Consider the following 25,663-nt stretch of genomic DNA (forward strand, 5'->3'; position numbering starts at 1 on the left):
CTCCTCCCCGGCGGCGCCCCTGCCTAGCCTCGGAGGAGGGGGCCGGCGTGCGCCGCTCCCGGAGGGATGACGCCATGCGGATCGCGATCGTCGGAGCGACCGGCAACCTGGGGACGGCGCTGCTGCGGCGCCTGCACGGCGAGGCCGGGGTGGAGGAGATCGTGGGCATCGCCCGCCGGGCCCCTCGGCTCCGCTCGGAGGAGTACCGCGAGGTGCGCTGGGTCGAGATCGACCTCGCGTCGAGCGTCGCACCGCGGCGGCTCCGCGAGGCCTTCGCCGGCGTCGACGCCGTCGTGCACCTGGCCTGGGCGCTGCAGCCCAGCCACGACGAGCCGTTCCAGCGGCTGGTCGACGTCGGAGGCACCGCGGCCGTGCTCGAGGCCGTCGCCGCCGCGGGAGTCGGCCACGTCGCCGTCGCCTCGTCCGTGGGCGCCTACAGCGCGGCGCCGAAGTCGATCCGGGTGACCGAGGACTGGCCCACCGGAGGCCTGCACACCTCGACCTACAGCCGCCACAAGGCCGCGAACGAACGGCAGCTCGACGTCTTCGAGGAGCAGCACCCCGAGATCGTCGTCACGCGCCTGCGCCCGGGGCTCGTCTTCCAGCGCGGAGCGGCGACCGAGATCGCCGGGCTGTTCGCGGGCCCCCACTACCCGACGCGGTGGCTGAAGGCGGTCCGGATCCCGGTCCTGCCGCTTCCGAGGAGCATCGTCTTCCAGGGCGTGCACGCCGACGACGTGGCCGACGCCTTCTGGCGCGTGCTCGACCGGCGCGCCGGCGGAGCCTTCAACATCGCGGCCGAGCCGGTCCTCACTCCGGAGCGGCTGGCACGCGCCTTCGGCGCCCGCCTGGTCACGGTGCCGTTCGGGCTGCTCCGCTCCGTCGTCACCGCGACCTGGCACCTGCGCCTCCAGCGCACGGACGCGGGCTGGCTCGACATCGCGGGCAACATCCCGGTCATGTCGACCGAGCGCGCCCGCGCGGAGCTCGGCTGGGCGCCGACCCGCACGGCGGAGGAGGCGCTCGCCGAGCTCGTGGCCGGCCTGGCCGACCGCTCGACCGTCCCGGGCTCGCCCCCGCTCCGGGGCTGATCCGGCCGGGCGCGCAGCCGAGGCGCGCCCGCCCGGTCACTCCGCGACGCGGATGAGCACCTTGCCCGTCGCGCCCTGCTCGACCGCGTCGTGGGCGGCCGCGGTCTCCTCGAGCGGGAACCAGGTCAACGGGAGTCCCGCCTCCTCGCCCACCGGGAGGGCGCCGTCGACGAGCGCCGCGGTGATGTCCTCGGCCGCGGCCTGCAGCGCCTCCTCGCCCACGGTGTAGAGCAGCAGGCCCTGCCAGCGGGCGTTCTTCGCGAAGCTCGCGACGATCGGCACGGTGAACTCGTCGCCGTTGTTGTTCGCGTAGTAGCCGATGCTGCCGTGGTTGGCGAGCACCTCGACGTCGAGCGCGGCGTTCTGGGCCGGGGCCACCTCGACCACGTGCTCGACGCCCTCGGGGGCGAGCTCGCGGATCCGGTCGGCGAGCGCGGCGTCCGGGTACTGCAGCACGTGCTGCGCGCCGGCCGCACGGGCGAGCCGCTCCTTGGAGTCGCTGCTCACCGTCGCGATGACGGTCGCGCCGGCCCAGACCGCGAGCTGGACGGCGGCGTGCCCGACGGCTCCGGCGCCGCCCTGGACCAGGACGGTGCGGCCGGCGAGGGCGCCGGGTGCGAGGCGGGAGGGGCCGTGCTCGTGCACGGTGAGGGCGCGGTGGGCGGTCATCGCGGGGACGCCGAGGCTCGCGGCGACGTCGGTGCCCACGCCCTCGGGCAGGCGCACGACGTGCTCGGCGGCGAGCACCGCCGACTCCTGCGCGGTGCCGGTGGGGCGGCGGTGCGCGGAGAGGTACATCCAGACCCGGTCGCCGACCGTCAGGCCCTCGACGCCCTCGCCGACGGCGTCGACGACTCCGGCGCCGTCCTGGTTCGGCACGACCTCGTCGAACGCGAGGTCGCCGTCGGCGCGCGCCTTCCAGTCGGTCGGATTCACGCCCGAGGCCAGGACGCGGACGCGGACCTCGCCGGCGCCCGGCGCCCGCTCCTCCCGGTCGACGAGGGAGAGGACGGAGGAGTCGCCGGTGCGGGAGTAGATGATCGATCGCATACGGAGGGCAAGGAGCGCGGGCGGCGGCGTATTCCCGGCGGCACGACGAAGGGCGGCGGGCCCGGAGGCCCACCGCCCTGTCAGCGCCGACGGATCAGTGCTGCACGTCCTCCTGGACGGCGTGCTTGGCCTCGCGGGCCGAGTCCTTCACGTCGTCGGTGGCGGAGGTGCCCGCCTCCTTGACGTTCTGCGCGGCGTCGGCCGCGGTCTCCTTGACGGAGGCGAAGGCCTGCTGCGCGGGCTCGCGGAGCTCGCTCGCCGCCTCCTTGGCCGCGTCGGTCACCTTGTCGACGACCGGCTGGGCCTGCTCCTTGACGCGGCTCGCCGCCTCCTTCTCCTTGCTGGAGGCGGGGATGAGCGAGGCGACGAGGAGTCCGGCGCCGAGGGCGATGAGCCCCACGGCGAACGGGTTGCCCTCCGCCTTGGCCTTCGCCGAGCCCGCACCGCTCGAGAGCGAGTCGGACGCGTCGTGCGCCGAGCCCATCACGCGGTCGCGGACGGAGCCCACGGCCGACTTGACCTTGTCGGTCTGACGCTGCGCGATGGCGGACGGGCTGACCTTCTCGGCCAGCGCGTCGACGTCGCCGCCGAGCTCGAGGCGCGTGCGCTCGATGTCCGCCCGGATCTCCTCGGGTGTCTTGTTCTGTCCTGCGTCGTACGTCATCGTCCTGCCCCGTTCGGCTTGAGGGTGTCGGGAATCTTCTTGAGGGAGTCGACCGTCTCGGGAGCGCCGTCGACCTGCTTCAGGCTCTTGCGGCCCACCGCGTAGAGGATCGCGGCCACGATCGCCCAGATGACGGCCACGACCACTCCGGACCAGCCGTTGCCGATCAGAGTGCCCAGGCCCCACCAGAGGGCGATCGAGAGGAAGAGCACGGCCATCAGCGCGGCGTAGCCCGCCCCGCCGAGGAGGCCCGCTCCCTTGCCCGCCTTGCCGGCGGACTCCTTGAGCTCGGCCTTCGCGAGGGCCATCTCCTGACGGATCAGGGTGGAGAGGTCGCGCGAGACCTCGCCGAGCAGATCGCCCAGCGACGTCGACCCGGCCCGCTGGTCGGGCGTGGGCTCCGTCGAGCGGTGCGCGCCGGAGAGGTCGCTCACAGCCGGGAGCCGTTCGGGAAGCCGCCGTCGAGCGGGTCGGCGACGGGCTCGGTCGGTGCATAGTCGCGCTCGAGGGAGCTCGAGCCGACGGTGCCGTAGGCGGACGCGACGGGAGCGTCGTACGTGGACGCCGGGGTGGTCGAGACGGGGGCGTCGAACTCGGGCCCGTCGGTGCGGGTGGTCGCCGCCTCCTTCTCGTCCTTCGCGTCCGCGGTCAGGGCGCGGATGAGGCGCCCGCCGACGAGGCCGGTCGCGGCGGCGATGAGGATGAAGGCGCCCGGACGGCGGCGGGCGAACGCGCGCACGTCGTCGAGGAGCTCGGACGGGTCGCGGTTTTCGAGCCACGTCGCCACGCCCTGCACGCGGGTGGCCGCCTGCGAGACGAGGTTCGATGCGGCGTTGTCGCTGCCGCCCTCGCCGTTGGCCAGCGCGGTCAGGTCGTCGCTGAAGGCGCGGGCGCCCTTGGCAGCGTTCTCCTTCTGCGCGTGGGCCTGCTCGGTGAACTGGGTGCGACCCTGCTCGTAGAGGTCGCGGACCTGGACCCTGGCCTCCTGGACCACGTTGGCGGCCTCGTCCTTGCCGGTCGAGAGCACCTCGCCCGCGGCCTGCTTGGCATCGCCGGCGACGGCGCCGGCCTGGTCCTTGGCGGTGCCTGCGGCGGCGCTCGCCTTCTCCTTCGCGGAGTCGACCGCGCCGGAGCCGGAGTCGGTCGTGTCGGTGGAGGCGGCGTGAGCGCCGGTCTCATAACCGGTGGTGCCGGTCGGGGTGTCGGTCGCGCCGAAGTTCGCGGCGCCGTCTCCGAAAGGAGGTGAAGCGGGATCGATGTTCGACATCGTCTGCCCTTCCAGTAGTCGAGTGGGGTGCCGCAAGTCTGGGCGGGGCGTCCCGGAAGCAGGAAGGGCGTAGCGGTTGACCCCCGGAAAGGGCTAGCATCCCGCGCCCCCGAGACGGTGCGTGGTCACGGCCTCGTCCGGCCGTGGGAGCAGTCAAGCCCTCCTGGCCTGCGCCGGGTCTGCCTACTGTCGAAGGAGACATCGGACGTCCGCACCCGGATCCGCTCAGCTCCCCGGAAAGGCACAACCAGTCATGCTCTCCTCCCGCCAGGCATCCCCGCTCTCCCCGTCCCGCTCCTCGCGCGCCCGCGTGCTCGGCGCCCTCGGAGCCTCCGCTCTGCTGATCGGCCTGCTGGCCGGCTGCAGCGGTGACGCCCAGACGCCGAACCAGTCGGGGAGCGCGGTGCCCACCAGCGCCGACGACGGATCGTCGCAGACGCCCACGAACGCGCCCTCCCAGTCGGCCCCGTCGGAGTCCGCCACTCCCGCGACCTGATCCCGCGCCCTCGACCGGCCGGCCCCGCTCGAGGGCGCGAATCATGGCAGTCCAGCGGGCGCTCGGGCAAGCCCCTTCCCGCTCCCAGGAAGCGGGCAGTTCCCGGTCCTACGGTCGTGCCAACGATCAGCGAAGGAGGCACCACCATGGGGCTCGATGACAAGATCAAGAACGCCGCTCAGGACATCGCCGGCAAGGCGAAGGAAGCCCTGGGCGACCACAAGAACGACGACAGCCTGAAGGCCGAAGGCCAGAAGGACCAGGCTGCGGCCTCGGCCAAGAAGGCCGGCGAGGACGTCAAGGACGTCTTCAAGTAGGTCTCAGTCGAACGACGAAGGCGGCGCTCCCCTCGGGGGGCGCCGCCTTCGTCGTTCGCCGCTAGGGCCGCAGGACGACCTTGATGCAGCCGTCCTCCTTCTTCTGGAACGTCTCGTAGAGGCCGGGAGCGTCCTCGAGCGGTGCGCGGTGCGTCACCAGGTCCATCACGCCGAGCGGATCGGACGGGTCCTCCACCAGCGGCAGCAGCTCGTCGATCCAGTGCTTCACATTGCACTGGCCCATCTTCATCGTGACCTGCTTGTCGAACATCGACTTCAGCGGCATCGGGTCGGCCTCGCCTCCGTAGACTCCGCTCAGCGAGACCGTGCCGCCGCGGCGCACCAGGTCGAGGGAGGCGTGCACGGCCGCGAGCCGGTCGACGCCGACCGTGTCCATCGCCTTGCGGGCGATCGGGTCGGGCAGGAGCCCCGCCATCGTCTGCGCGAAGGAGCCGACCGGCGAGCCGTGCGCCTCCATTCCGACCGCGTCCAGGACCGAGTCGGGACCGCGCCCGTCGGTGAGGTCGCGGAGGCGGTCGGTCACGTCGTCCGAGAGGTCGAAGACCTCGACGCCGTGGCGCGCGGCCATCTCGCGGCGCTCCGCCACCGGGTCGATCGCCATGACGCGGTAGCCCTTGTGGACGCCGATGCGCGCGGCGAACTGGCCGACGGGGCCGAGCCCGAAGACGACGAGCGAGCCGCCGTCCGGCACCTGCGCGTAGTCGACGCCCTGCCAGGCGGTCGGCACGATGTCGCTGAGGAAGAGGTAGCGCTCGTCGGGGAGGTCGGTGCCGACGACGACGGTGTTGTAGTCGGCGAGCGGCACGCGCAGCAGCTCGGCCTGGCCGCCGGGGACCTGCCCGTACATCTTCGTGTAGCCGAAGAGCGCCGCTCCCGACTGGTACTCGGTGACCTGCGTGGTCTCGCACTGCGACTGCAGTCCGTTGCGGCACATGAAGCACTCGCCGCAGGAGATGTTGAAGGGGACGACGACGCGGTCGCCCACCGAGAGCTTCGAGACGGCCGATCCGACCTCGACGACGACGCCCATCGGCTCGTGGCCGAGCACGTCGCCCTTGTCGAGGTAGGGGCCCAGGAGGCGGTAGAGGTGCAGGTCTGACCCGCAGATCGCCGTCGAGGTGATCTGCACGATGGCGTCGGTCGGCTGCTGGATGCGGGGGTCGGGGACGGTCTCGACCGAGACCTTCTCGATGCCCTGCCAGGTGAGTGCTCGCATGCTCGTGTCCGTTCTCCGGCTCGCGCCGGTCGGGGTCGGTGTCCCTCCACCGCACACCCGGAGGGCGCCGAGGGGGAGGGGCTTGACGCTCCCCGGAGCGTTCCCGAGGGGGATTCCCGGGAGAACGCACGGACGTGCATCCCGCGTTCACCCGACTCACGGCGGCCGAGTGGTGGGATGGGGGGATGGATGCTCTCTACACCGCCATCGCCCACGCCTCCGGTGGAGGACGCGACGGCCACGTCCGAACCGAGGACGACCGTCTCGACCTCGACACCCGCGCCCCGCAGGAGCTCGGCGGCTCCGGCGAGGGGACCAACCCCGAGCAGCTGTTCGCGGCCGGCTACTCCGCCTGCTTCCTCAGCGCCCTGCACGGCGCCGGTCGCCAGCTGAAGATCGACACGACCGACGCGGCCGTCTCGGCCAGCGTCTCGATCGGGAAGAACGACTCCGACGGCTTCGGCCTCTCGGTCGAGCTCGACGTCTACGTGCCGAAGGCGAGCTCCGAGGACGCGCAGAAGGTCGCCGATGCGGCGCACCAGCTCTGCCCGTACTCCAACGCCACCCGCGGCAACATCCCTGTGCAGATCAACCTGGTCGACTGACCGAGCCCTCTCGACGGCCCCTCCCGGACTCCGGGCAGGGGCCGTCGTCGCGTCCGGGGGCGGTCCGTTAGGGTCGGGGCATGACCGAGGAGCTGTCGCACGAGGAGCCGTCGCACGAGGAGTCCCAGGCGCGGGCCGAACTCGTGCAGATCCGTCAGAGCATCGACAACATCGACGCGGCGCTGATCCACCTGCTCGCCGAGCGCTTCAAGTTCACGCAGAAGGTCGGCCGGTTGAAGGCCGCGCACGGGCTGCCCGCCGCGGACCTCGAGCGCGAGGCCCGCCAGATCGCGCGGCTGCGGGCGCTCGCCGAGGAGTCCCACCTCGACCCGGCGTTCGCCGAGAAGTTCCTCGGCTTCATCGTCGCGGAGGTCATCCACCACCACCAGCGCATCGCCGACGGCGCCGAGGACTGAGCCTCAGCCCTCGATCCGCAGCAGCCCCGCCGTGCGCTCGCGCAGCACGCCGAGCAGCAGCGGGTAGTCGGGGAAGAGCTGGTCGCGCCGCAGCGTCGGCACCCGGAGCCCGAGGGGGACCTCCGTGATGCGGCCGTTGGTCTCGGTGAGGGTCAGCCGGAGGCCCCGGCTCCCCGTCGGGCTCGAGGCGACGACCGAGCGCAGGGCCTCGAGCGGGAAGATCAGCCCGTCGATCTGGATGGCCGACTCCGACACCACGATCGAGCCGGGCAGCCCGGGCCTCAGCGCCAGCCGCGCGGCGACCAGCCCGAGCGGGAGGGAGAGCGCCACGACGACCGCCCCCAGCGCGATCTGCGCGCGGTCGCCCGACGGGGATCCCGCGAGGGCGACGGCCAGGACGCCGGCGGCGAACGCCTCCGTGGCGACGACGACCAGGGCGACCGCCCGGCGCCGGAGCGGAGCACGGTGCGGCCGGAAGCGGACGGCCGAGGCGGGCCCGGCCAGAGCGGGCGGCAGAGCGTCGCGGACGCGGGCGGCGGCGCCGAGGTCGGCGAGCAGGGCGGCGAGGTCCTCCGGGCGGAAGTGCGCGCAGCGGACCTCGACTCCGTCGCCGCGGCACCAGGCGACGAAGCCGTCGCCGTCGGCGGACTCGAGGAAGCGGACCGACCGGCGGGGCCACTGCTCGCGGCGGCGGCGGCCGCGCATCAGCACGACCTGCGTCTCGGTCGTCATCACGCGGGTGGGGGAGACGACGAAGAGCGAGACCGCCGAGACCAGCCCGATGACGACGGTGAGGGCGAGGAGCCCGAGCGCGAGCACCGACTCGTCGAGGATGCCGCGGCGGTCCGCGAGGACGGCGAACGGGATGAGCACGGCCGCGAGGCCGGCGCCGAGGAGCCGCAGGAGGAGGGCGCGGAGGCGCCGCAGGACCGACGGGCCGTGCACCCGTCGCGTCCGGATCGCCATCGGTTCCGACTCCATCGCGTCAGGCTAGCCCCGGCCGGGGCCGGTCGCCCGGACAGGCGCGTCGGTGGCGCGATCCTCGCGCCACCCGTCCCCGGTTCGGGAGAGGAGTGGCGCGAGGCGCGGCCTACGCCTCGGCGGTGCGGTGCAGGGCGCGGACCGAGACGACCCTGCGGCGGGCGATCGCGGCGACCGTGAGCAGCAGGCCGAACAGCAGCCAGATCACCAGGCCGACGACGGCGCCGGCCGTGCCGTCGGTGCCCTCGACCACTCCGGACAGCGCGTTCTGCGCCGCCGAGAGCGGCAGGAACCCGAGCACGTCGTCGAACAGCCCGGGCACCGTCGAGATGATGCCCGCGCCGAGCCCGATCACCGCCGCGACCATCGCGAGGAAGCGGCCGATCCCGCCGAGCAGGGCGACCAGCCCCTGGTTCACTGCGGCGAACGAGGCGCCGGTGAGCATCGCCAGGAGGGCGAAGCCGACCCAGCGGCCCGGCTCCAGCCCCGCGACCCCGCTCATCACGATCGCGACCGCGAGCCCCTGCACCACGCCGATCACGAGCGCCGGCACGTAGGAGGAGAGGGCGAGCGCCGCGGAGGAGCGGGTCGAGGAGAGCGCGCGGTGCGAGAACACGGCGAGCACCAGGAACGTCGCGAGGGCGCCGAGCCAGAGGGCGATGGTCGCGAAGAACGGGACGCTGGAGGCTCCGAACAGGTCGGTCGCGCTGCTCGCGTTCTCGACCGGGTCCGAGACGACGTCGGCCAGGTTGGTCGACTCCGACTCGGTGTAGGTCGGGAGCTGAGCGACGGCCGCGTCGAGCCCGGTGGCGAGCGTGCGGGTGCCGTCGGCGAGCTGCACGGCGCCGTCCGAGACCCCGCTCGCGCCGTCGGCGAGCTGGTCGGCTCCGTCGGCGGCGGAGGAGGCTCCCGTGGCGAGGTCGGCGGCGCCCCCCGCGGCGGTGGTCGCTCCGGTCGCGAGGTCGCGGGCGCCGCCCGCGGCGGTGGTCGCGCCGGTCGCGAGCTGCGCCGCTCCCGCCGCCGTGGTGTCGGCGCCGTCGGCGAGCTGAGACGCGCCCCCCGCGGCGGTGTCCGCGCCGTCGGCGAGCTGCGTCAGGCCGGCGGACAGCTGTCCGATGCCTCCCGAGAGAGTGCGCGCGCCGGTGGCGGACTGCCCGACCCCGTCGATCAGCGAGGGCTGCCCGTCGCCTCCGAGGCGGATGCCCGCGTCGATCCCGGCGACGGCTCCCGCGGTCTGCTCGGTGAGGGTCACGGCTCCGGTGGGCCCGCTCGTCGAGGCGAGGACCGCCTTCGCCGCGATGCACTCCGCGGTCGTGCAGGACTCGAGGACGGTCGAGAGGCCGGCGAACGTCTGCGCGGTGGCGGCGGCGGCGCCGGCGCTGAGGGCGGCGACCTGCTGAGTCCCGTCGCCGGTCCTCACCACTCCCTCCCGCAGCTGGTCGAGCCCGTCGGCCAGGTCGGAGGCGCCGCCCTGCAGCGCGGTCGCGCCGGTCGCCGAGTCGCGGGCGCCCGTCGCGAGCTGTCCCACTCCGCCGGCGACGCCGCGCGCGCCGGTGGCCAGCTGCGCGACTCCGCCGGAGAGGTCGGAGGCCCCGGTGCCGAGCTGCCCCACGCCGTCGGCGAGGGACGAGGCTCCGGTGCCGATCTGCCCGACGCCGTCCGAGAGCGAGGAGGCGCCGGTGGCGAGCTCGTCGATCCCGTCGGCGAGGCTGCTCGTGCCGTCGGCGAGGGTGGAGGCGCCGGTGCCGAGCTGGTCGGCGCCGTCGGCGAGCGTGCCCGCGCCCTCGGCCGCCTGGCCGATCTGCTCGTTGAGGGTGTTGAAGCCGACGTAGACGTTCTCGAGGTAGGCCGTGGTCAGCTGCGTGTTGAGCAGTGAGGTCGCGGTGCTGGTGACGGTCGCCGAGATGGCGTCGTCGACGAGCTTGGCCTTCTCGCTGGTGGCGATGTCGATGGTCGCCTTCGTCGCCTCCGCGGCGTCGCCCGAGTACGAGGTGGCGGCGGCGGAGAAGGACGAGGGGATCGTCACGACGGTCGCGTAGCTGCCGTCGGCGAGGCCCTTCGCGGCGTCGTCCTTGTCGGTGAGGACCCAGGTGAAGTTGCCCGTCGAGTCCGAGCCGGAGACGTTGGGCACCGGGGTCGCGCTCGCCGACGGGGTCGCGCTCGCCGAGGGGGTGGCGGAGGGGGCGTCCGAGCTCGCGGAGTCGGTGCCGCCCGTCACGAGGCCGGCCGCGAGCTGGCGGCCGAGCGGCACGGTCTGCCCGTTGATCTCGACCGGAGTGTCCTCGTTGACCACGGCGGCCGTGATCGTGTCGAGGCGCTCGGTCGGGTTCCAGAGCGCCCACACCAGGAGGCCGCCGATGACGAGGGGGACCAGGACGATCCCGAGAAGGGTCAGCCAGGACACCTTCTTGACGCCGCGGGGGCGTTCGAGGGAGAGGAGAGCCATCTGTCAGAGGACCTTTGCGATCGCGCGGCGCTCGGCCGCGGGCGAGACCGCGAGCACGCCGCGGTCGGAGGGGAGGAGGTCGTCGAGCGCCTCGGCGTCGACGGACGAGGCGACCACGGTGAACGCGTCGTCGGCGGCGCGGGCGGCGTCGAGCTCGGCCCGGATCGCACTGCGCAGCTGCGGGTCGGTGACCGTGTCGAGGTCGTCGAGCACCAGGATCGGCGGGGCCGACTCCAGGGCCGACCGGACGTCGGCGACGGGGTCGGCGGCTCCGGCGAGGCGCACCAGCCCGACTCGGCCGCGCACGGCGGCGGAGCGGATCGGCACGACCAGGCCCGCGACCTTCAGGCGCCCGGAGTCGGGGGCGAGCCGGCCGGCGATGCTCAGCAGCAGCGCGGTGCGGCCGGAGCGGTGCGGCCCGTGGACCACGAGGGAGGAGCCGGGCGCGACCCGCAGCGAGACGCCGCTGTAGACGGGGCCGTCGGGTCCGTCGAGGCGGAGGTCCTCCGCCGCGATCACGTCGGTGGATCCGGGCTCCGGCCAGTCGGCCAGCGCGAGCTCCTTCGTGAGGCCCTCGCCCTCGACGTCGAAGGACGGCAGGACGCGGTCGAGCCAGCGCGGCATGTGCCAGGCGCGGTCGCCGAGCAGGTGCAGCACGGCGGGCACCAGCGTCATCCGCACGATGAACGCGTCGACGAAGACGCCCACGGCGAGCCCGAGCGCGATCGGCTTGATGTTGGTGTCCCCCTCCGGCACGAAGGCGGCGAAGACCGAGAACATGATGACCGCGGCGGCCGTGACCACCTTGGCCGAGCCGACGAAGCCCGACTCGACGGCGGCGCGCGCCGGCCTCCCGTGCACGTAGTCCTCGCGCATCCGCGAGACCAGGAACACCTCGTAGTCCATCGCGAGGCCGAAGAGCACGCCCATCAGGATGATCGGCATGAAGCTGATGATCGGGCCCGTCTTGTCGACGTGCAGCGCGTCCGAGAACCATCCCCACTCGAACACCGCCGCCACGGCGCCGAAGGACGCGCCGACGGACAGCAGGTAGCCCAGCGTCGCCTTGATCGGCACCCAGAGCGAGCGGAACACCATCGTCAGCAGCACCAGCGACAGGCCCACGACGAGCAGGCCGAACGGCAGGAGGGCCTTGGCGAGCGTGTCCGAGATGTCGATCCCGACCGCGGTCTGGCCGGTCACCGCGAGGTCGACGCCGTACTCCTGCTGGAAGTAGTCGTGCTTGTCGCGGATCTCGGCGACCAGCGCCTTGGTGGCCTCGGAGTCGGGGCCGCCCTCGGGGATCACCTGGATGATGCCGGTGTCGGCGGTCTCGTTGGGCGTCGCGAGCGGCACCGAGGCGACTCCGTCGAGCTTCTCGATCTCGCCCTTGAGGTCGTCCATGAGGCCGAGCGGATCGGTCGAGCCGATGATCGTCCCGGTGACGATGAGCGGGCCGTTGTAGCCGGCGCCGAAGTTCTCGGCGAGCAGGTCGTAGGTGGTGCGCGCGGGCGTGCCCTCGGCCTGGTAGCCCGCGTCCGGCAGGGCGAGGCGGAGGCTGAGCGCCGGGATGCTCGCGACGCCGAGCACGCCGATCACCGCGATGATCGTCACGATCGGGAACCGCGTGACGACCCGGACCCAGCCGCGGAAGAACCCGCGCGGGACCTCGGCGTGCACGTGGCCGCCGGGGGAGGCGGTGGCCGCCTCCTCGTGAGCCTCGGTGTCGACGTGGGTGCCCGCGGCAGCGGCGGCCTTCGCGGCCCTCTTCTTCGCGCGGCGCTCCTTGGGGCGCAGCCGCACCCCGGCGAAGCCGAGGAGGGCGGGGGTCAGGGTGAGCGCGATGACCACGGCGATCGCGACTCCGCCCGCCGCCGCGACGCCCATCGTGGTGAGGAACGGGATGCCCGCGACCGAGAGGCCGACGAGCGCGATGATCACGGTCAGGCCCGCGAAGACGACGGCGGAGCCCGCGGTCGCGGTCGCTCGCGCGGTCGACTCCTCCGGGTCCATGCCCTGCTTCAGCTGGTCCTGGTGGCGGCTGATGATGAAGAGGGCGTAGTCGATGCCGACCGCCAGGCCCAGCATCAGCGCCAGGAGCGGCGTGGTCGAGGAGATCGAGGCGAAGCGGGTGGCGATGAAGATCGCCGACATCGACAGGGCGACGCCGAGCAGCGCGGTGACCAGCGGCATGCCGGCGGCCAGGAACGAGCCGAAGGTGAGCACGAGGACGATGAGGGCGACCACCAGGCCGATGGCCTCGGTGATGGTCACGCCGGGGAGGTTCTGGGCGAAGAGGTCGCCGCCGAGCGAGACCACGGAGCCGGCGGGCAGCGCGTCCTGGAGGGTCGTCGCCTCGGCCTTCAGCGCGTCGCGGCTCTCGGGGCTCGTGGTGGTGGCGGAGCCGTCCATCTGCGCGGTGATGACGAGGGCGTTCCCGGCGTCGGAGATCGTGCCGGAGACGCTGTCGGAGTAGGGGTCGGTGACGGCCGCGACCTCGTCGACGTCGCCGAGCGCGGCGACCGCGTCGGCGACCGGGCCCTTCACGTCGGCGTCCTGGACGCTGCCTCCGTCGGGCGCGACGACCACGTACCGCGCGGACGTGCCGCTGACCTGGGGGAAGGTGCGCTCGAGCTGGTCGAGGGCGGTCTGCGACTGCGTGCCCGGGATGGAGAACGTGTTGTCGGTGCCCTGGTTGAGCAGCAGCGCTCCTCCTCCGCCCGCCACCACGATCAGCAGCCACAGGACGGCGACGAGGCGGTGGGCGCGGTACACGCGACGACCGAGACGGTAGAGCAGCGACGACACGCGGTCTCCTGACGATGGGTGGGGAGGATGGCGATACGTCTCTGTACCAGGGCGGAGCCGGGCTCCGATACACGAGCGTATCCGATACAGGACCGTATTCGATACGTGAATGTATCGGATAAGGTGAACAGCGTCGAAGGTGTTGACAGGACGGGCAGGAGGCTGGCGATGACGGCGATCGACTCCACCCCTCCCGAGACCTCCCGCCGCGGCCGCACCCGCGAGCGCCTGCTCGACGCGGCCTACGACGTCTTCGCCGAGACGGGCGTGCACAGCGCGTCCGTCGAGCAGATCTGCGAGCGCGCCGGCTTCTCGCGCGGCGCCTTCTACTCCAACTTCTCCACCAAGGAGGAGCTGTTCTTCGCGCTGATGGAGCGGGAGAACGGCGCCCGGGTGACCGCCCTCGTCGAGCAGATGGACCGCACGATCCCGCGCGTCGTCTCGGCCGACGAGCCGCTGACGGCCGAGACGCTGGCCGTGGTCATCCTCGACTTCCTCCAGGGGCCGGCCACCGACAACCGCCGCTGGTGCGTGGTCGAGTCGGAGTTCGAGCTGCTCGCGCTGCGCGACCCGCGGATCGCTCCGCAGTACCGCGACTTCCGGGCCGGCTTCGACGCCTCGCTCGTCCAGATCGTGCACGGGGCGCTGCGCCAGGTGCGCCGCGAGTTCTCGCTCGAGCCGACGACGGCCGTGCGCCTGCTGGTCGCGGGCTACGACGACGCGGTCAAGCAGTCGATCCTCGAGGACGAATCGGAGGCCGAGTCGCTCGAGCGCCTCCGGACGACGCTGACGGCGATCGTCCTCGCGATCTCGTCCGCCGACGCCTGAGCCGAGCCGGCGGCTCCCTCCTGCTGCCGCCGTGCCCGCCGGACGCCTCCGCACCCGGCGGCCGAGCAGCCGCTGCGGACTGCCGCGTCCGGTCCCCGCTCCTCCGCCCGCGCGACGAGGATGGACCCATGGAACTGCGTCAGCTCGAACACTTCCTCGCCGTCGCGAAGGAGCAGCACTTCACCCGCGCCGCGAGCGCCCTGCAGATCTCGCAGTCGGGGCTCTCGGCGTCGATCCGCGCGCTCGAGAGCGAGCTGGGCAGCCCCCTCTTCACCCGCAGCACGCGCCGGGTCGAGCTGACGCCGGCCGGCCGGGCGATGCTCGCGGAGTCGGAGCGCTCGGTCGCCAGCGCGCTCGCCGCCCGCGACGCGGTGCTCGCCGTCCAGGGGGTGCTCCGCGGGAGCCTCGCGGTGGGCACGGAGGAGTGCCTCGGCGGCGTGCACCTGCCGCGCGAGCTCGCGACCTTCCGCGAGCAGCACCCGGGAGTCGCGCTGCGGCTGATCCACGAGGGGTCCGGCACGCTGCTCGACTCCGTCGCCGCCGGCCGCCTCGACCTGGCGCTGGTGGCCGACATCGGAGCAGTGCCGGGCGGCGTGCGGACGATGCCGCTGGCGAGCGAGGGATTCGCGGTGCTCGTGCGCCCGGGTCACCCGCTCGCGAGCCGCGTCGGCTGCCGCATCCCGGACCTGGCGGGCGAGACGATCGTGGGGCTGCAGGAGCACTGGGCGGCGAGCCACCTCGCGGCGCGGGCGTTCGCGGCGCACGGTTTCGCGTTCGAGGTCGAGCTCGAGGTGAACGACGTGCACACGCTGCTCGACCTGGTCGAGTACGGCATGGGGATCGCGGTCGTGCCGGCGCACTTCGCCGAGAAGCGCCCGGCCGGGCTGCGGGCGGTGGCGCTCGCCGATCCGCTGCTGGTGTGGCGGACGATGGTGGCGGTGCCGGAGCGGCCGAGCGCCGCGGCCCGGGCGTTCGTCTCGGCCCTCCCGCAGCCGCTGCAGGACGCGGTCTGAGCCGGATCGTGTTCGTCACGGAGGAAGGATCGGCGCCGGGCCCCCGCGATCCGCGTCGGACGGGTACCGAGGCACGATCCTTCCTCCGTTGCGAACGGAATCAGTCGAGCGAGGCCAGCTCCTCGGCCGTGAGCTCCAGGTCGGCCGCCGTGGCGGAGTCGCGGATGCTCTCGGGGCGGGAGGCGCCCGGGATCGGCAGCACGACCGGGGCCTTCGCCAGCTCCCAGGCGAGGCAGACGACCTGCGGCGTCACTCCGCGGGCCTCGGCGACCGCCGCGAACGCGGAGTAGCGCGAGCCGAGCTCGCCCGCCGAGGAGATGCCGCCGAGCGGGCTCCACGGCAGGAACGCCAGTCCCAGCTCGGCGCAGAGCTCGAGCTCCGGCTCGCTGGAGCGGAACGACGGCGAGAACTGGTTCTGCACCGAGACCAGGCGCTCGCCGAGGATGCCGTGCGCCTCGCGGATCTGATCCGGGTCGGCGTTCGAGATGCCCGCGCGCAGGACGACGCCCTCGTCGAGCAGCTCGGCCAGCGCGCCGATCGAGTCGGCGTAGGGGACCGCCGGGTCGGGCCGGTGGTACTGGTAGAGGCCGATCGCGTCGACGCCCAGGCGCTTCGCGGACGCACGAGCCGCCTCCTTGAGGTACTCGGGGCGGCCGTCCTGGTCCCAGGGGCCGGGCTCGCGCCGCAGGTGTCCGCCCTTGGTGGCGACGAGCACGGCGGAGGTGTCGCCGCCGTAGCTGCGCAGCGCCTCCGCGATGAGCAGTTCGTTGTGGCCGAGGTCGTCCTGGGTGGCGAGGTGGTAGGCGTCGGCCGTGTCGATCAGGGTCACGCCGGCGTCGAGGGCCGCGTGGATCGTGGCGATCGAGCGCTCGCGGTCCGGGCGGCCCTCGATCGACATCGGCATGCCGCCGAGTCCGATCGCGCCGACCTGGAGGTCGCCGAGAGTGCGCTGCTTCATGAATGCTCCTTCGCAGTGGGGTGGGTGGTCACCAGGCGTAGTCCTCGGGGGCGGTCCGGTGGCCGGGGAAGATCTCGTCGAGGCGCGCGAGGGCCTCGGAGTCGAGGGTGATGTCGACGGCGGCGACGGCGCTCTCGAGCTGCTCGAGCGTCCGCGGCCCGGTGATCGGACCGGTGACGGCGGGCTGGTGGAGGAGCCACGCCAGCGCCAGCTCGCCGGGCGCCTCGCCGCGCTCGCGGGCGAACGCCTCCCACTGCTCCAGCGCGGGGCGGTGCTCCTCGATCGCGGCGAGAGTGCGCTCGGAGGAGCGTCGCCCGCCCTCCGCGGTCTTCTCGAGCACGCCGCCCAGCAGCCCGCCCTGCAGCGGCGACCAGGGGATGACGCCGAGTCCGTAGTGCAGCGCCGCGGGCAGGACCTCGCGCTCGACGTCGCGGACGAGCAGGTTGTAGATCGACTGCTCGGAGGCGAGGCCGGTGAAGTGGCGGGCGCGCGCCGCCTCCTGCGCCTGGGCGAGGTGCCAGCCGGCGAAGTTGCTGGAGCCGACGTAGAGGACCTTGCCCTGCTGCACGGCGACCTCCATCGCCTGCCAGATCTCGTCCCAGGGCGTCGTCCGGTCGACGTGGTGGAACTGGTACAGGTCGATGTGGTCGGTCTGCAGGCGGCGGAGGCTCTCGTCGAGCGCGCGGCGCAGGGTGAGCGCCGAGAGCCGGCCGCCGTTGGGCCAGGAGTCGCGGCCGCGCTCGGCTCCGGGAGCGGCGAACTCGCCCATGTCGCCGAAGACCTTGGTCGCGAGGACGGTGCGCTCGCGGCGCTCGCCGCCCTGCGCGAACCAGCGGCCCACGATCTCCTCGGTGGCACCGCGGCCGGCCTCGCCTCCGTACACGTCGGCCGTGTCGAAGAAGTTGACGCCGAGCTCGTGCGCCCGGTCCATGATCGCGAACGAGTCGGACTCCTCGGTCTGCATGCCGAAGTTCATGGTGCCGAGGACGGTGCGGGAGACGGACAGGCCGGTGCGGCCGAGGTGCGTGTACTGCATGGTCCCAGTCGACTCCGGTTCCCGCCGCGTGTCCAACAGGTGCTCGGCATGGGTCCGATCGACGGGGGAGGTCAATCGGGGGCGCGCTGTCCAGGGGCCGTCCGAGCCGCGCCTCGGTCGGGGCTGCCCGCCGGTCGGCTGCTCCGGTCTCGGCGGGATCGCCCGCACCCCGCTGGGCGCGGTGGCACCCGGCCGCGCGGGCGCCGGGTTAGAGTCGCGGAATGGTCCGGACGACGCAGCGCCTCGTGATCGCCCTCTCCGCCGCGGTCCTGCTCGCCGGCTGCACGGCGGAGGCGACGAGCCCCGCCGCCGCACCCGCCGAGCCGACCGCCTCCACGGCGCCGCCCGCCGCCGGAGCGGAGTCCACGCCGCGGCCGGTGCCGAGCGTCTCGACCACTCCCGCGCCCGTCGAGGACGTCTCCGGCGAGTGCGTCGTCCAGGCGCTCGACGAGGGGACGCTCGACGGCGTCGATCTCGAGCGCGTACGCGACCGCGGCTCTCGTGCCGGCGCGACCGGAACGGCGAGCACCGCCTCCGACGGCGCCCCTGCCTCCTACCTGGTGGCGGCCGGCGACATCAGCGAGCGCATCGCGGACCGGTTCTGCATCACCTCCGACTACCTCTCCGCGCTGAACTCGGTGCGCCGCGACGGCGTCGACATCGACAGCCTCTACGGCGGCGACACCCTCAACCTCCGCCCGACGACCGTCCTGAGCGTCGGCGACCAGAACGGCCGCGTCCTCGACAACGCCGAGCCCGACGACCTCCCCGCGCAGATCGGCTGACGCCGCTCCCTCCCGGGCGGACCCCACTCCTCCGACGTCACCGCAGCACGCGACCACCACCGCAGGGCGTGGACCGGACGGCGCCGGCGCTCAGCCCAGGACGCCGATCAGGACCGCCGACACGGCGACGGTCGCCGCGAGCCCGGTCGTCCGCGAGCGGCGGCGCGCCGGATCCTCGAACCACGGCAGCCCGCCCCAGCGCAGCACCGCGCCGGCCGCCCCGGCCGCAGTGAGGGCCACGAGCGCGGCCCAGGGGAGCAGCGTCAGCGACGACCAGTCGACGAGCGCCCGCCCGAGCAGCAGCACGGCGACGGCCTCGACGCCGCGGGCGAGTGTCCGGACGCGGTCGCGGTCGAGGAGCCCGGCCGCCCGGCGCCGGGGGACGCTCCCCAGGGCGAAGCGGCCGACGGTGAACGCGACGACGAGCAGGACGAGGACCGAGGCGATCATCACGACTCCTCCCCGGCGCGCTCCAGCAGGCGCAGGCCGAGCTCGTCGACCGAGCTCGCCGTGTCCCCGTTGACGAACACCGCGACGCCGCGCTCGCGGTCCATCGCGAGCATCGTCGAGTAGCCGGAGGTCCCTCCGTTGTGCCAGGTGACGGATCCGCCGTCCTCCGACTCCGAGGTGAACCAGCCGAGGCCGATCCGCGCCCCGTCGGCGTCGAACCGCGGATCCAGGACGCTCGCCGCGGGCACTCCTAGCGCGGGGTCGTCGGTGAGGAGGGCCTGCGCGTAGCGGGCCATGTCCGCCGCCGTGGAGCGGACGCCGCCCGCGGGCGCGTAGCCCGCCATCGTCCACGCGTCGACGGGCCGCCCGCTCGCCGAGAAGCCGGTCGGCGCGTCGGCGGGGAGGGCGTCCGCGGTCTCCGTGGCGGAGGTCGCGGTCATCCCGAGCGGATCGAGGACGCGCTCGCGGAGGAGGTCGGCGTAGTCGCGGCCCTCGGCGCGGGCGAGCGTCTGGCCGAGCACCGCCGCGCCGAGGTTCGAGTAGGCGTGCACGTGCTCGCCCTGGTCCGCGTCGGCGGCCTGCCGAAGGACGTCGTCGGCCGACCAGCCCGCGTAGGGGTCGGTGCCGCGCAGCTGGGCGACGAGCGTCGAGGCGAGGTCGCCGATACCGGCGGGGAGGCGCGGCAGGCCGGAGCGGTGGGTCGCCAGCTCCTCGAGCGTCCCGGTGAAGCCGCCGACGTCGGCGTGGTCCGCGGCGGGGTCCTCGAGCCCGACCGTCCCCTCGGCGGCGCTCCGGGCGAGGAGGAGCGCGGTCATCGTCTTGGTGACCGATCCGATCTCGACCTCGGTCCGCTCGTCGGCTCCGAGTCCGCCGTAGCGCACGCCGTCGGGCGTGACCACGGCGGCGACGAGGTGGTTCCGAGCCCCGTCCCCGACATCCGTCCGGAGCCACTCGGCGATCTCGGCGTCGCCGGTCGCCTCGGTCGAGAGGGTGGGAGCGGAGGGGCGGAGCAGCACTCCGCCGAGCAGGACGACGGCCGCGGCGGAGGCGGCGGCGAGGGCGAGGCGGCGGCGGATCATCGGGGTCCTCCGGAGGCGAGCAGGATCACGAGCAGGGGGACGAGGCGCTCCGGCGGGATGCCGTAGCGGCCGCGGCCGCGCGCCTCCAGCCAGCCGGCGGCGACCAGCTGGTTGACGTGGTGGTAGACCTGCCCGGTGGTGCCCGCGCCCTCGCTCTCGGCGAGCTGGGCGACGGTCTCGACTCCGCCGGCCACCGCCTGCAGGAACCGCAGGCGCACAGGGCTTCCCAGGGCGGCGAGCGCGGTCGGCCCGGGGCTCGCTCCCCAGTCGCGCTCGAAGAACGCATCGGTGCTGAGGCCGTACTGCCACTCGACGGGGCCGGCCGGAGTGGCGACCGAGCCGGCGAAGACGACTCCGCCGGGAGAGGGCAGGCGCTCGCGGAGAGCGGTCAGGGCCCAGAGCGGATCGTCGGCGGCGGGCGCGGCGGGGGCGTCAGCGCGCTCGAGGCGGTCCAGCCGCGCTCGGAGCTCGTCGACCTCGCCGGCGAGGTCTCGGGAGGAGGTCATGCTCCACTATTGCAAACATTCCGTAATCACGGAACTCCACGAACGGCGATCGTCGCCGGGAACGCAGGAGTCGCGGTGGTCCGGCTCGACCACCGCGACTCCTGCGGTCTCGGGATGTGCGGAGGCTCAGCCGAAGTGGCGCGGCAGCACGGCACCGTTCACCGAGCGCAGCTCGTCCAGCGGCAGCGTGAACAGGCCCTGCACCTCGACCGCGGGGGTCGCCGCGTCGGTCACGCCGATGCGCAGCACCGGGTAGCCCCGGCCCTCGCAGAGCCCGCGGAACTTCACGTCGTCCTCGCGCGGCACCGACACGAGCACGCGGCCGGTCGACTCCGAGAACAGCGCGGCCGTCGCGTCGACGCCGTCGCGCTCCATCAGCTCGTCGAGCCAGATGCGCGCCCCGACACCGAAGCGCAGGGCCGACTCGGCCAGCGCCACCACGAGCCCGCCGTCGGCGAGGTCGTGGGCGGAGGCGATGAGCGACTCCTTCGCGCCCGCCGAGATCAGCTCGGCCAGTGCGCGCTCGGCGGCCAGGTCGAGCTGCGGGGGCAGCCCGCCGAGGTGGTCGTGGATCGTGCCGGCCCACGCGGAGCCGTCGAGCTCGTCGCGGGTGGTGCCGAGGAGGTAGAGGTTGTCGCCCTCGTCCTGCCAGCCGGAGGGGATGCGGCGCGCGACGTCGTCGATCACGCCGAGGACGCCGACGACGGGGGTCGGGAAGATCGGCACGTCGCCGGTCTGGTTGTAGAACGAGACGTTGCCGCCGGTGACGGGGATCTCGAGCTCGAGGCAGGCGTCGGCGAGCGCGCCCACGGCCTCGCGGAACTGCCACATCACCTCGGGGTTCTCGGGGCTGCCGAAGTTGAGGCAGTCCGAGACGGCGACCGGGGTCGCTCCGGTGACGGCGACGTTGCGGAACGCCTCCGCCAGCGCCAGGCGGGCGCCCTGCGCCGGGTCGAGCTGGCACCAGCGGCCGTTCGCGTCGGTCGCGACCGCGAAGCCGAGGCCCGACTCCTCGTCGACGCGGACCATGCCGCCGTCGTCGGGGTAGCTGAGGGCGGTGTTGCCGAGCACGTAGCGGTCGTACTGCGAGGTGATCCAGCTCTTGTCCGCGAGGTTCGCCGAGCCCAGGAGCGCCAGGGTCTCGGCGCGCAGCGCGTCGCCCCCGGTCGAGCGGGGCAGGCGGGAGGAGGAGTCGGCCTGCAGCGCGTCGAGCCAGGAGGGGTACTCGATCGGGCGCTCGTAGACCGGGCCGTCGACCGCGACGGTGCGCGGGTCGACGTTGACGATCTCCTCGCCGTGCCAGTGGATGATCAGGCGGCCGGAGTCGGTGACCTCGCCGAGGACGCTGGTCTCGACGTCCCACTTGCCGACGACCTCGAGGAACGCGTCGAGCTTCTCGGGCGTGACGACGGCCATCATCCGCTCCTGCGACTCCGACATGAGGATCTCCTCCGCCGTGAGCGAGGGGTCGCGCAGCAGCACCGAGTCGAGCTCGATGAACATGCCGCCGTCGCCGTTGGAGGCCAGCTCCGAGGTGGCGCACGAGATGCCCGCGGCGCCCAGATCCTGGATGCCCTCGACGAGGTCCTTGCGGAAGAGCTCGAGACAGCACTCGATGAGCACCTTCTCGGCGAACGGGTCGCCGACCTGCACCGCGGGGCGCTTGGTCGGTCCGCCGTCGGCGAAGGTGTCGGAGGCGAGGATCGACGCGCCGCCGATGCCGTCGCCTCCGGTGCGCGCCCCGAAGAGCACGACCTTGTTGCCGACGCCGCGGGCGTTCGCGAGGTGCAGGTCCTCGTGGCGGAGGACGCCGACGGCCAGCGCGTTCACGAGAGGGTTGCCCTGGTAGACCGAGTCGAAGTAGGTCTCGCCGCCGATGTTCGGCAGGCCGAGGCAGTTTCCGTAGAAGGAGATGCCGGCGACGACTCCGTGCACGACGCGCGCGGTGTCGGGGTCGTCGATCGCCCCGAAGCGCAGCGCGTCCATGACCGCGACCGGCCGCGCGCCCATCGAGATGATGTCGCGGACGATGCCGCCCACTCCCGTCGCCGCGCCCTGGAAGGGCTCGATGTAGCTCGGGTGGTTGTGGCTCTCGATCTTGAAGGTGACGGCCCAGCCCTCGCCGACGTCGACCACTCCGGCGTTCTCGCCCATGCCGACCATGAGGTTCTTCTTCATGGCGGGCGAGACCTTCTGCCCGAACTGGCGGAGGTACATCTTCGACGACTTGTAGGAGCAGTGCTCGCTCCACATCACCGAGTACATCGCGAGCTCGCCGCTCGTGGGGCGGCGGCCGAGGATCTCGCGGATGCTCGCGTACTCGTCGGGCTTGAGTCCGAGGGCCGCGTAGGGCTGCTCCCGCTCGGGCGTCGCCTCCGCGTTCGCAGTGGTGTCGGGAACGGCGGTGCGGCTGTCTGCCATGTGCTGGAGGCTCCAGGGGAGGGGGACGGGATGCGCGTCGATCCTACCCGCCGCCGTCGCCGCGGCCCGGGCCATCCTGTGGAGCGGTGCGGGCACCGGCGCCTAGGATCGGGCGGGTGAAGCGGGCGGCTCTGATCGGGACCGTGCTGTGGGGGCTCTACCAGTGCTTCGGGAACCTCGGAGCGGCGAACATCTCGTCGGACGAGCCCGTGTACCTCGCCGCCGGGTGGGACTACCTGCACGGCGACGTGAGCGCGAACCTCGAGCATCCGCCGACGGCGAAGTACCTGATCGGGCTCGCGCAGGTGCTGCTCGGCGAGGGGCTGCTCGCGGGCAGGATCGCCGCCGGCGCGGCCGCGTTCCTCACCGGGGTGGTGCTCTGGCTCTGGTTCCGGCGCGAGCTCGGCCCGACGCTCGCCCTCGTCCCGGCCGGCCTGTTCCTCCTCCTCCCGCGCACCGCCGTGGGAGCCGGCACGCGGATCGACCGCCTCGCGCTCCTGGAGCCGTTCATGGTGCTCTTCGCCGTCGCGGCGATGGCCGCGGCGTGGACCTGGTCGCGCGCCTCCCCGGGCAGGCGGAGCGGTTGGCTGATCGCGCTGGCCGGGGCGCTGCTGGCGCTGTCGGTCACCTCGAAGCTGACCACGGCGGTCCTCGCGCCGGTACTCCTCCTGCCGCTGCTGTGGTCGGGGAGCAGGGCCCGGGCTCTGCGGGGCGGCCTCGCCCTCTCCGTCGCGTTCGTCGTCACCGGGGTGCTCGCCTACCTGCCGGTGCATCCGGTCGAGGCGATCCGGTACCTGCTCGAGTTCCAGTCCGAGCACAACGCCGACGGCCACCTGATCGAGGTCGCCGGGACCGCGTACGTCTTCCCGCCGTGGTGGGCGAACCTGTGGTTCATGCTCGTCGGCATCGGGCCGGCGGCGCTCGCCGTGCTGCTCCTCGGGACCCTGCTGGCCCTGCTCGCTCCGCGGCGCCGCGCGCTGGTGCTCTACCTGGGCGCCGCGACGCTGCTCCTCCTCGTGTTCCACCTGGCGATCAGCTCGGTCGCGCTGCCGCACTACTACGCGGCGTGGGCCTGGCTGCTCTGCGCGCTGGCGGGCATCGGCATCGCGGAGGCGCTGCGCGGCGGGATCGTGCTGCCCGCGCCCCTCGCCCGCGGCGCCGGCGCCGTGCTGCTGGCCGCGTCCCTCGTGATCGCGACCGCCACCTCGGCGGGGATCGCCCAGGAGCGGCCGACCGGGATCGCGCGGGTGGCCGACGTGCTGCGCGAGCGCGGCCTCGACGGCGGCCTGGTCCTCGCTCAGGGCATGTCCTCGGGCGTCTACGTGCCCTACATCGGCGACCGGGTGACGACCGATCCGTCGTCCGCCGGGATCGTCGCCATCGCGATCGAGCGGTCGGCGCGCTTCCCCGTCGATCCGCGCGTGTCCGCCTATCTCGAGTCGGCGCGGCCCGAGACGGTGCGGCTCGACGACCTCACCCTCGTGCTGGTCGACGGGCCGCTCCCGTGACCGCTCACTTCGAGCGGCAGGCCCCCGGATCCACGGCGTCCGTCAGCGACGCGGCCTGCTCGACCACGGGAGTGAGGACCGAGAGCGGGATGGCGTAGCCGACGTTGTCGACGGAGGCGGCCTTGCCGAAGACGACGCCCGACACGGTCCCCTCGAGAGAGAGCAGCGGGCCCCCCGAGTTGCCCTGGTTGACGACGGCGGCGAGGGTCAGCACCTCGCGCGAGGTCGGCGCTCCGTCGACCATCAGCGAGACCGTGGCGTCGGAGGAGATCTCGGCCGAGCCGAGCGTCAGCGGGCCGCCGAAGGGGTAGCCCGCGACCACGGCGCCGTCCCCGGCGGCGACGGCGTCGTCGAGCGGGAGCGGGGAGGCGTCGAGCCCGTCGACGGCGATCACCGCGAGGTCGGCGGCCGGATCCAGGTAGACGACGCGGCCGGTGCGCGGGGCTTCGCCCGGCGCCTCGACGACCGGCTGCGAGACTCCGCCGACCACATGGGCGTTGGTGATCACGCGGTCGTCCGAGACGACGAAGCCGCTGCCCGTCACTCCGACGTCGCAGGCCCAGGCCGTGCCGGAGACGCGCACGACCGAGCGGGTGGCGGCGGCCACCTCGGGGTCGTCGGTCGAGACGTCCGGGATCGCGGGCGCCCGGGTCGGAGCGTCGAGCGCCTCGACGACCCAGGAGGTGCCCTCGTCGACCACCGTCGACTGCAGCTGCGCGAGGAAGGCGCGGACGGGGGAGGGGGTGAGGTCGTCGATCGTGCGGATGACGGTCGAGCCGGCGACCGAGGTCGTGACGAGGGGGACGCCGAGGAGGGAGACGGCCGAGGTGACGGCGATCCAGACCAGGCCGGAGATCGCGACGCCGGCGACGCCGCCCGCGAGCCGGTCGAGCAGGCCGAGCTTGACCCTGTCGGCCCCCCGGCCGATGACCGCGCCGAGCGTCGCTCCGATCGCGTAGCCGACGCCCAGCAGCAGCACGGCGGTGCCGATCACGGCGAGCAGGCGCCACTCGCTGCCGGCCGTCCACGACGAGACGGCGGGCACGGCGAACGAGGCGCCGATCGCGCCCGCGACGATCCCGGCGAGACCGCCGAGGGTCCGGAGCAGGCCGCGCCGCAGGCCGTCGACGAGCGCGCCGATGAGGCTCAGCACGACGATGACGTCGACGATCACGGATGCACCCACGCGGAACTCCTGCCGGTGTCGGGGACGGGTCCTCCAGCATGACCGACGCGGGATGCGCGGACGCCCGGAGGCGGCTGGCAGTCCGCGGCGGCTGCGGTGCGCGGGGTGGTGCGGTGCGCGTGCGGTTCGCAGGGGCGGCGTGCGGTTCGCAGGGGGGTGTGCGGTGCGCGTGCGGTTCGCAGGGGTGTGCGTGCGGTTCGCGGGGCGGCGTGCTGTGCGCAGGGGGTTGTGCGGTGCGCGTGCGGTTCGCAGGGGTCTGCGTGCGGTTCGCCGGGCGGTCTGCGGTTCGCAGGGGGTATGCGGTGCGCGTGCGGTGCGCGGGGCGGTCTGCGGTTCGCCGGGGGTGCGCGGTTGTCAGGGGGAGTGAGCGCGTGGTTCGCAGGGCGGTGTGCGGTTCGCAGGGAATGCGCGCGCGATTCGCAGGGCGGCGTGCGGTTCGCAGGTGGCCCGTGTGATTCGCAGGGGTGCGCTACGGGCGGTGTGCGCGATTCGTAGGGGAGTGTGCCGTCTGCAGG

Annotated in this window: 24 protein-coding genes; 9 read left to right on the plus strand and 15 right to left on the minus strand. The window is 73.6% G+C overall.

Annotated elements, in window-relative coordinates; all coding sequences use genetic code 11:
* Positions 1–74 precede the first annotated feature (74 nt).
* Complete coding sequence (locus C5C24_RS12100) at positions 75–1,091, plus strand: NAD-dependent epimerase/dehydratase family protein (RefSeq protein ID WP_104305069.1); 1,017 nt, start codon at positions 75–77, stop codon at positions 1,089–1,091.
* Between the two features lie 36 nt (positions 1,092–1,127).
* On the opposite strand, the gene C5C24_RS12105 is transcribed toward C5C24_RS12100, so the two are convergent.
* From C5C24_RS12105 to C5C24_RS12120, 4 genes are all read right to left on the minus strand, one after another.
* Positions 1,128–2,141: an NADPH:quinone reductase gene (locus tag C5C24_RS12105; protein ID WP_104305070.1), complete on the minus strand. Its 1,014-nt coding sequence runs from the start codon at positions 2,139–2,141 to the stop codon at positions 1,128–1,130.
* 94 nt (positions 2,142–2,235) lie between these two features.
* Positions 2,236–2,805 carry a DUF3618 domain-containing protein gene (locus C5C24_RS12110; protein WP_104255991.1) on the minus strand — a complete coding sequence of 190 codons (570 nt, stop codon included), beginning with the start codon at positions 2,803–2,805 and terminating at the stop codon, positions 2,236–2,238.
* The gene (locus C5C24_RS12115; RefSeq protein ID WP_104305071.1) at positions 2,802–3,239 is read right to left on the minus strand and encodes a phage holin family protein; all 438 of its coding nucleotides are present in this window, start codon (positions 3,237–3,239) and stop codon (positions 2,802–2,804) included. Before C5C24_RS12115 ends, C5C24_RS12110 begins: the two co-directional genes overlap by 4 nt.
* Positions 3,236–4,072 carry a hypothetical protein gene (locus C5C24_RS12120; protein WP_104305072.1) on the minus strand — a complete coding sequence of 279 codons (837 nt, stop codon included), beginning with the start codon at positions 4,070–4,072 and terminating at the stop codon, positions 3,236–3,238. The genes C5C24_RS12115 and C5C24_RS12120 overlap by 4 nt, the downstream gene beginning before the upstream one ends.
* Before the next feature lie 253 nt (positions 4,073–4,325).
* Between C5C24_RS12120 and C5C24_RS12125 the strand changes: the two genes are divergently transcribed.
* Both C5C24_RS12125 and C5C24_RS12130 read left to right on the plus strand, forming a co-directional pair.
* The gene (locus C5C24_RS12125) at positions 4,326–4,568 is read left to right on the plus strand and encodes a hypothetical protein (protein WP_104277554.1); all 243 of its coding nucleotides are present in this window, start codon (positions 4,326–4,328) and stop codon (positions 4,566–4,568) included.
* 146 nt (positions 4,569–4,714) lie between these two features.
* A complete protein-coding gene (locus C5C24_RS12130; RefSeq protein WP_104222763.1) occupies positions 4,715–4,885 on the plus strand; it encodes a CsbD family protein in 171 nt (56 codons plus the stop codon).
* Between the two features lie 61 nt (positions 4,886–4,946).
* On the opposite strand, the gene C5C24_RS12135 is transcribed toward C5C24_RS12130, so the two are convergent.
* Positions 4,947–6,122, minus strand: a complete 1,176-nt coding sequence (locus C5C24_RS12135) for a zinc-dependent alcohol dehydrogenase (protein WP_104305073.1) — start codon at positions 6,120–6,122, stop codon at positions 4,947–4,949.
* Positions 6,123–6,307: 185 nt separating this feature from the next.
* Here C5C24_RS12135 and C5C24_RS12140 point away from each other — a divergent pair, with 185 nt between their 5' ends.
* Both C5C24_RS12140 and C5C24_RS12145 read left to right on the plus strand, forming a co-directional pair.
* Positions 6,308–6,727: an organic hydroperoxide resistance protein gene (locus C5C24_RS12140; protein WP_104222761.1), complete on the plus strand. Its 420-nt coding sequence runs from the start codon at positions 6,308–6,310 to the stop codon at positions 6,725–6,727.
* Between the two features lie 80 nt (positions 6,728–6,807).
* Complete coding sequence (locus tag C5C24_RS12145; RefSeq protein WP_104277557.1) at positions 6,808–7,143, plus strand: chorismate mutase; 336 nt, start codon at positions 6,808–6,810, stop codon at positions 7,141–7,143.
* A 3-nt stretch (positions 7,144–7,146) separates the two neighbouring features.
* On the opposite strand, the gene C5C24_RS12150 is transcribed toward C5C24_RS12145, so the two are convergent.
* The 3 genes from C5C24_RS12150 to C5C24_RS12160 all read right to left on the minus strand — a co-directional run bounded on the left by C5C24_RS12150 (position 7,147) and on the right by C5C24_RS12160 (position 13,378).
* Complete coding sequence (locus C5C24_RS12150) at positions 7,147–8,124, minus strand: hypothetical protein (protein WP_146082613.1); 978 nt, start codon at positions 8,122–8,124, stop codon at positions 7,147–7,149.
* Between the two features lie 109 nt (positions 8,125–8,233).
* Positions 8,234–10,570, minus strand: coding sequence for a YhgE/Pip domain-containing protein (locus C5C24_RS12155; protein ID WP_104305075.1), 2,337 nt, complete (start codon positions 10,568–10,570; stop codon positions 8,234–8,236).
* Between the two features lie 3 nt (positions 10,571–10,573).
* Positions 10,574–13,378, minus strand: a complete 2,805-nt coding sequence (locus C5C24_RS12160; RefSeq protein ID WP_104305076.1) for an MMPL family transporter — start codon at positions 13,376–13,378, stop codon at positions 10,574–10,576.
* A gap of 168 nt (positions 13,379–13,546) precedes the next feature.
* Between C5C24_RS12160 and C5C24_RS12165 the strand changes: the two genes are divergently transcribed.
* Positions 13,547–14,206, plus strand: coding sequence for a TetR/AcrR family transcriptional regulator (locus tag C5C24_RS12165; protein ID WP_104277561.1), 660 nt, complete (start codon positions 13,547–13,549; stop codon positions 14,204–14,206).
* 128 nt (positions 14,207–14,334) lie between these two features.
* Positions 14,335–15,219: a LysR family transcriptional regulator gene (locus C5C24_RS12170; protein WP_104305078.1), complete on the plus strand. Its 885-nt coding sequence runs from the start codon at positions 14,335–14,337 to the stop codon at positions 15,217–15,219.
* Between the two features lie 100 nt (positions 15,220–15,319).
* Here C5C24_RS12170 and C5C24_RS12175 read toward each other — a convergent pair whose 3' ends face one another.
* Both C5C24_RS12175 and C5C24_RS12180 read right to left on the minus strand, forming a co-directional pair.
* Positions 15,320–16,177, minus strand: coding sequence for an aldo/keto reductase (locus C5C24_RS12175; protein WP_104281687.1), 858 nt, complete (start codon positions 16,175–16,177; stop codon positions 15,320–15,322).
* Between the two features lie 28 nt (positions 16,178–16,205).
* Positions 16,206–17,213 (minus strand): aldo/keto reductase, encoded by a 1,008-nt coding sequence (locus tag C5C24_RS12180; protein ID WP_104277564.1) that lies wholly within the window; start codon positions 17,211–17,213, stop codon positions 16,206–16,208.
* Positions 17,214–17,434: 221 nt separating this feature from the next.
* Between C5C24_RS12180 and C5C24_RS12185 the strand changes: the two genes are divergently transcribed.
* Positions 17,435–17,998 carry a hypothetical protein gene (locus C5C24_RS12185; protein ID WP_104305079.1) on the plus strand — a complete coding sequence of 188 codons (564 nt, stop codon included), beginning with the start codon at positions 17,435–17,437 and terminating at the stop codon, positions 17,996–17,998.
* Positions 17,999–18,088: 90 nt separating this feature from the next.
* On the opposite strand, the gene C5C24_RS12190 is transcribed toward C5C24_RS12185, so the two are convergent.
* From C5C24_RS12190 to purL, 4 genes are all read right to left on the minus strand, one after another.
* Entirely contained in the window at positions 18,089–18,448 is a 360-nt protein-coding gene (locus C5C24_RS12190; RefSeq protein ID WP_104281689.1) for a hypothetical protein, read from the minus strand.
* Positions 18,448–19,527 (minus strand): serine hydrolase, encoded by a 1,080-nt coding sequence (locus C5C24_RS12195; RefSeq protein WP_104305080.1) that lies wholly within the window; start codon positions 19,525–19,527, stop codon positions 18,448–18,450. The genes C5C24_RS12190 and C5C24_RS12195 overlap by 1 nt, the downstream gene beginning before the upstream one ends.
* Positions 19,524–20,033, minus strand: coding sequence for a winged helix-turn-helix domain-containing protein (locus C5C24_RS12200; RefSeq protein ID WP_104305081.1), 510 nt, complete (start codon positions 20,031–20,033; stop codon positions 19,524–19,526). The genes C5C24_RS12195 and C5C24_RS12200 overlap by 4 nt, the downstream gene beginning before the upstream one ends.
* 126 nt (positions 20,034–20,159) lie before the next feature.
* Positions 20,160–22,454, minus strand: coding sequence for a phosphoribosylformylglycinamidine synthase subunit PurL (gene purL, locus C5C24_RS12205; protein ID WP_104277569.1), 2,295 nt, complete (start codon positions 22,452–22,454; stop codon positions 20,160–20,162).
* 116 nt (positions 22,455–22,570) lie between these two features.
* Between purL and C5C24_RS12210 the strand changes: the two genes are divergently transcribed.
* Complete coding sequence (locus tag C5C24_RS12210) at positions 22,571–23,962, plus strand: glycosyltransferase family 39 protein (RefSeq protein ID WP_181118495.1); 1,392 nt, start codon at positions 22,571–22,573, stop codon at positions 23,960–23,962.
* A 4-nt stretch (positions 23,963–23,966) separates the two neighbouring features.
* Here the strand turns inward: C5C24_RS12210 and C5C24_RS12215 are convergent, their stop codons facing one another.
* Entirely contained in the window at positions 23,967–25,148 is a 1,182-nt protein-coding gene (locus C5C24_RS12215) for a MarP family serine protease (protein ID WP_258065207.1), read from the minus strand.
* Positions 25,149–25,663: the final 515 nt, after the last annotated feature.

Origin of the sequence: Rathayibacter sp. AY2B3, assembly GCF_002931755.1 — a bacterium.
GTDB lineage: Bacteria > Actinomycetota > Actinomycetes > Actinomycetales > Microbacteriaceae > Rathayibacter.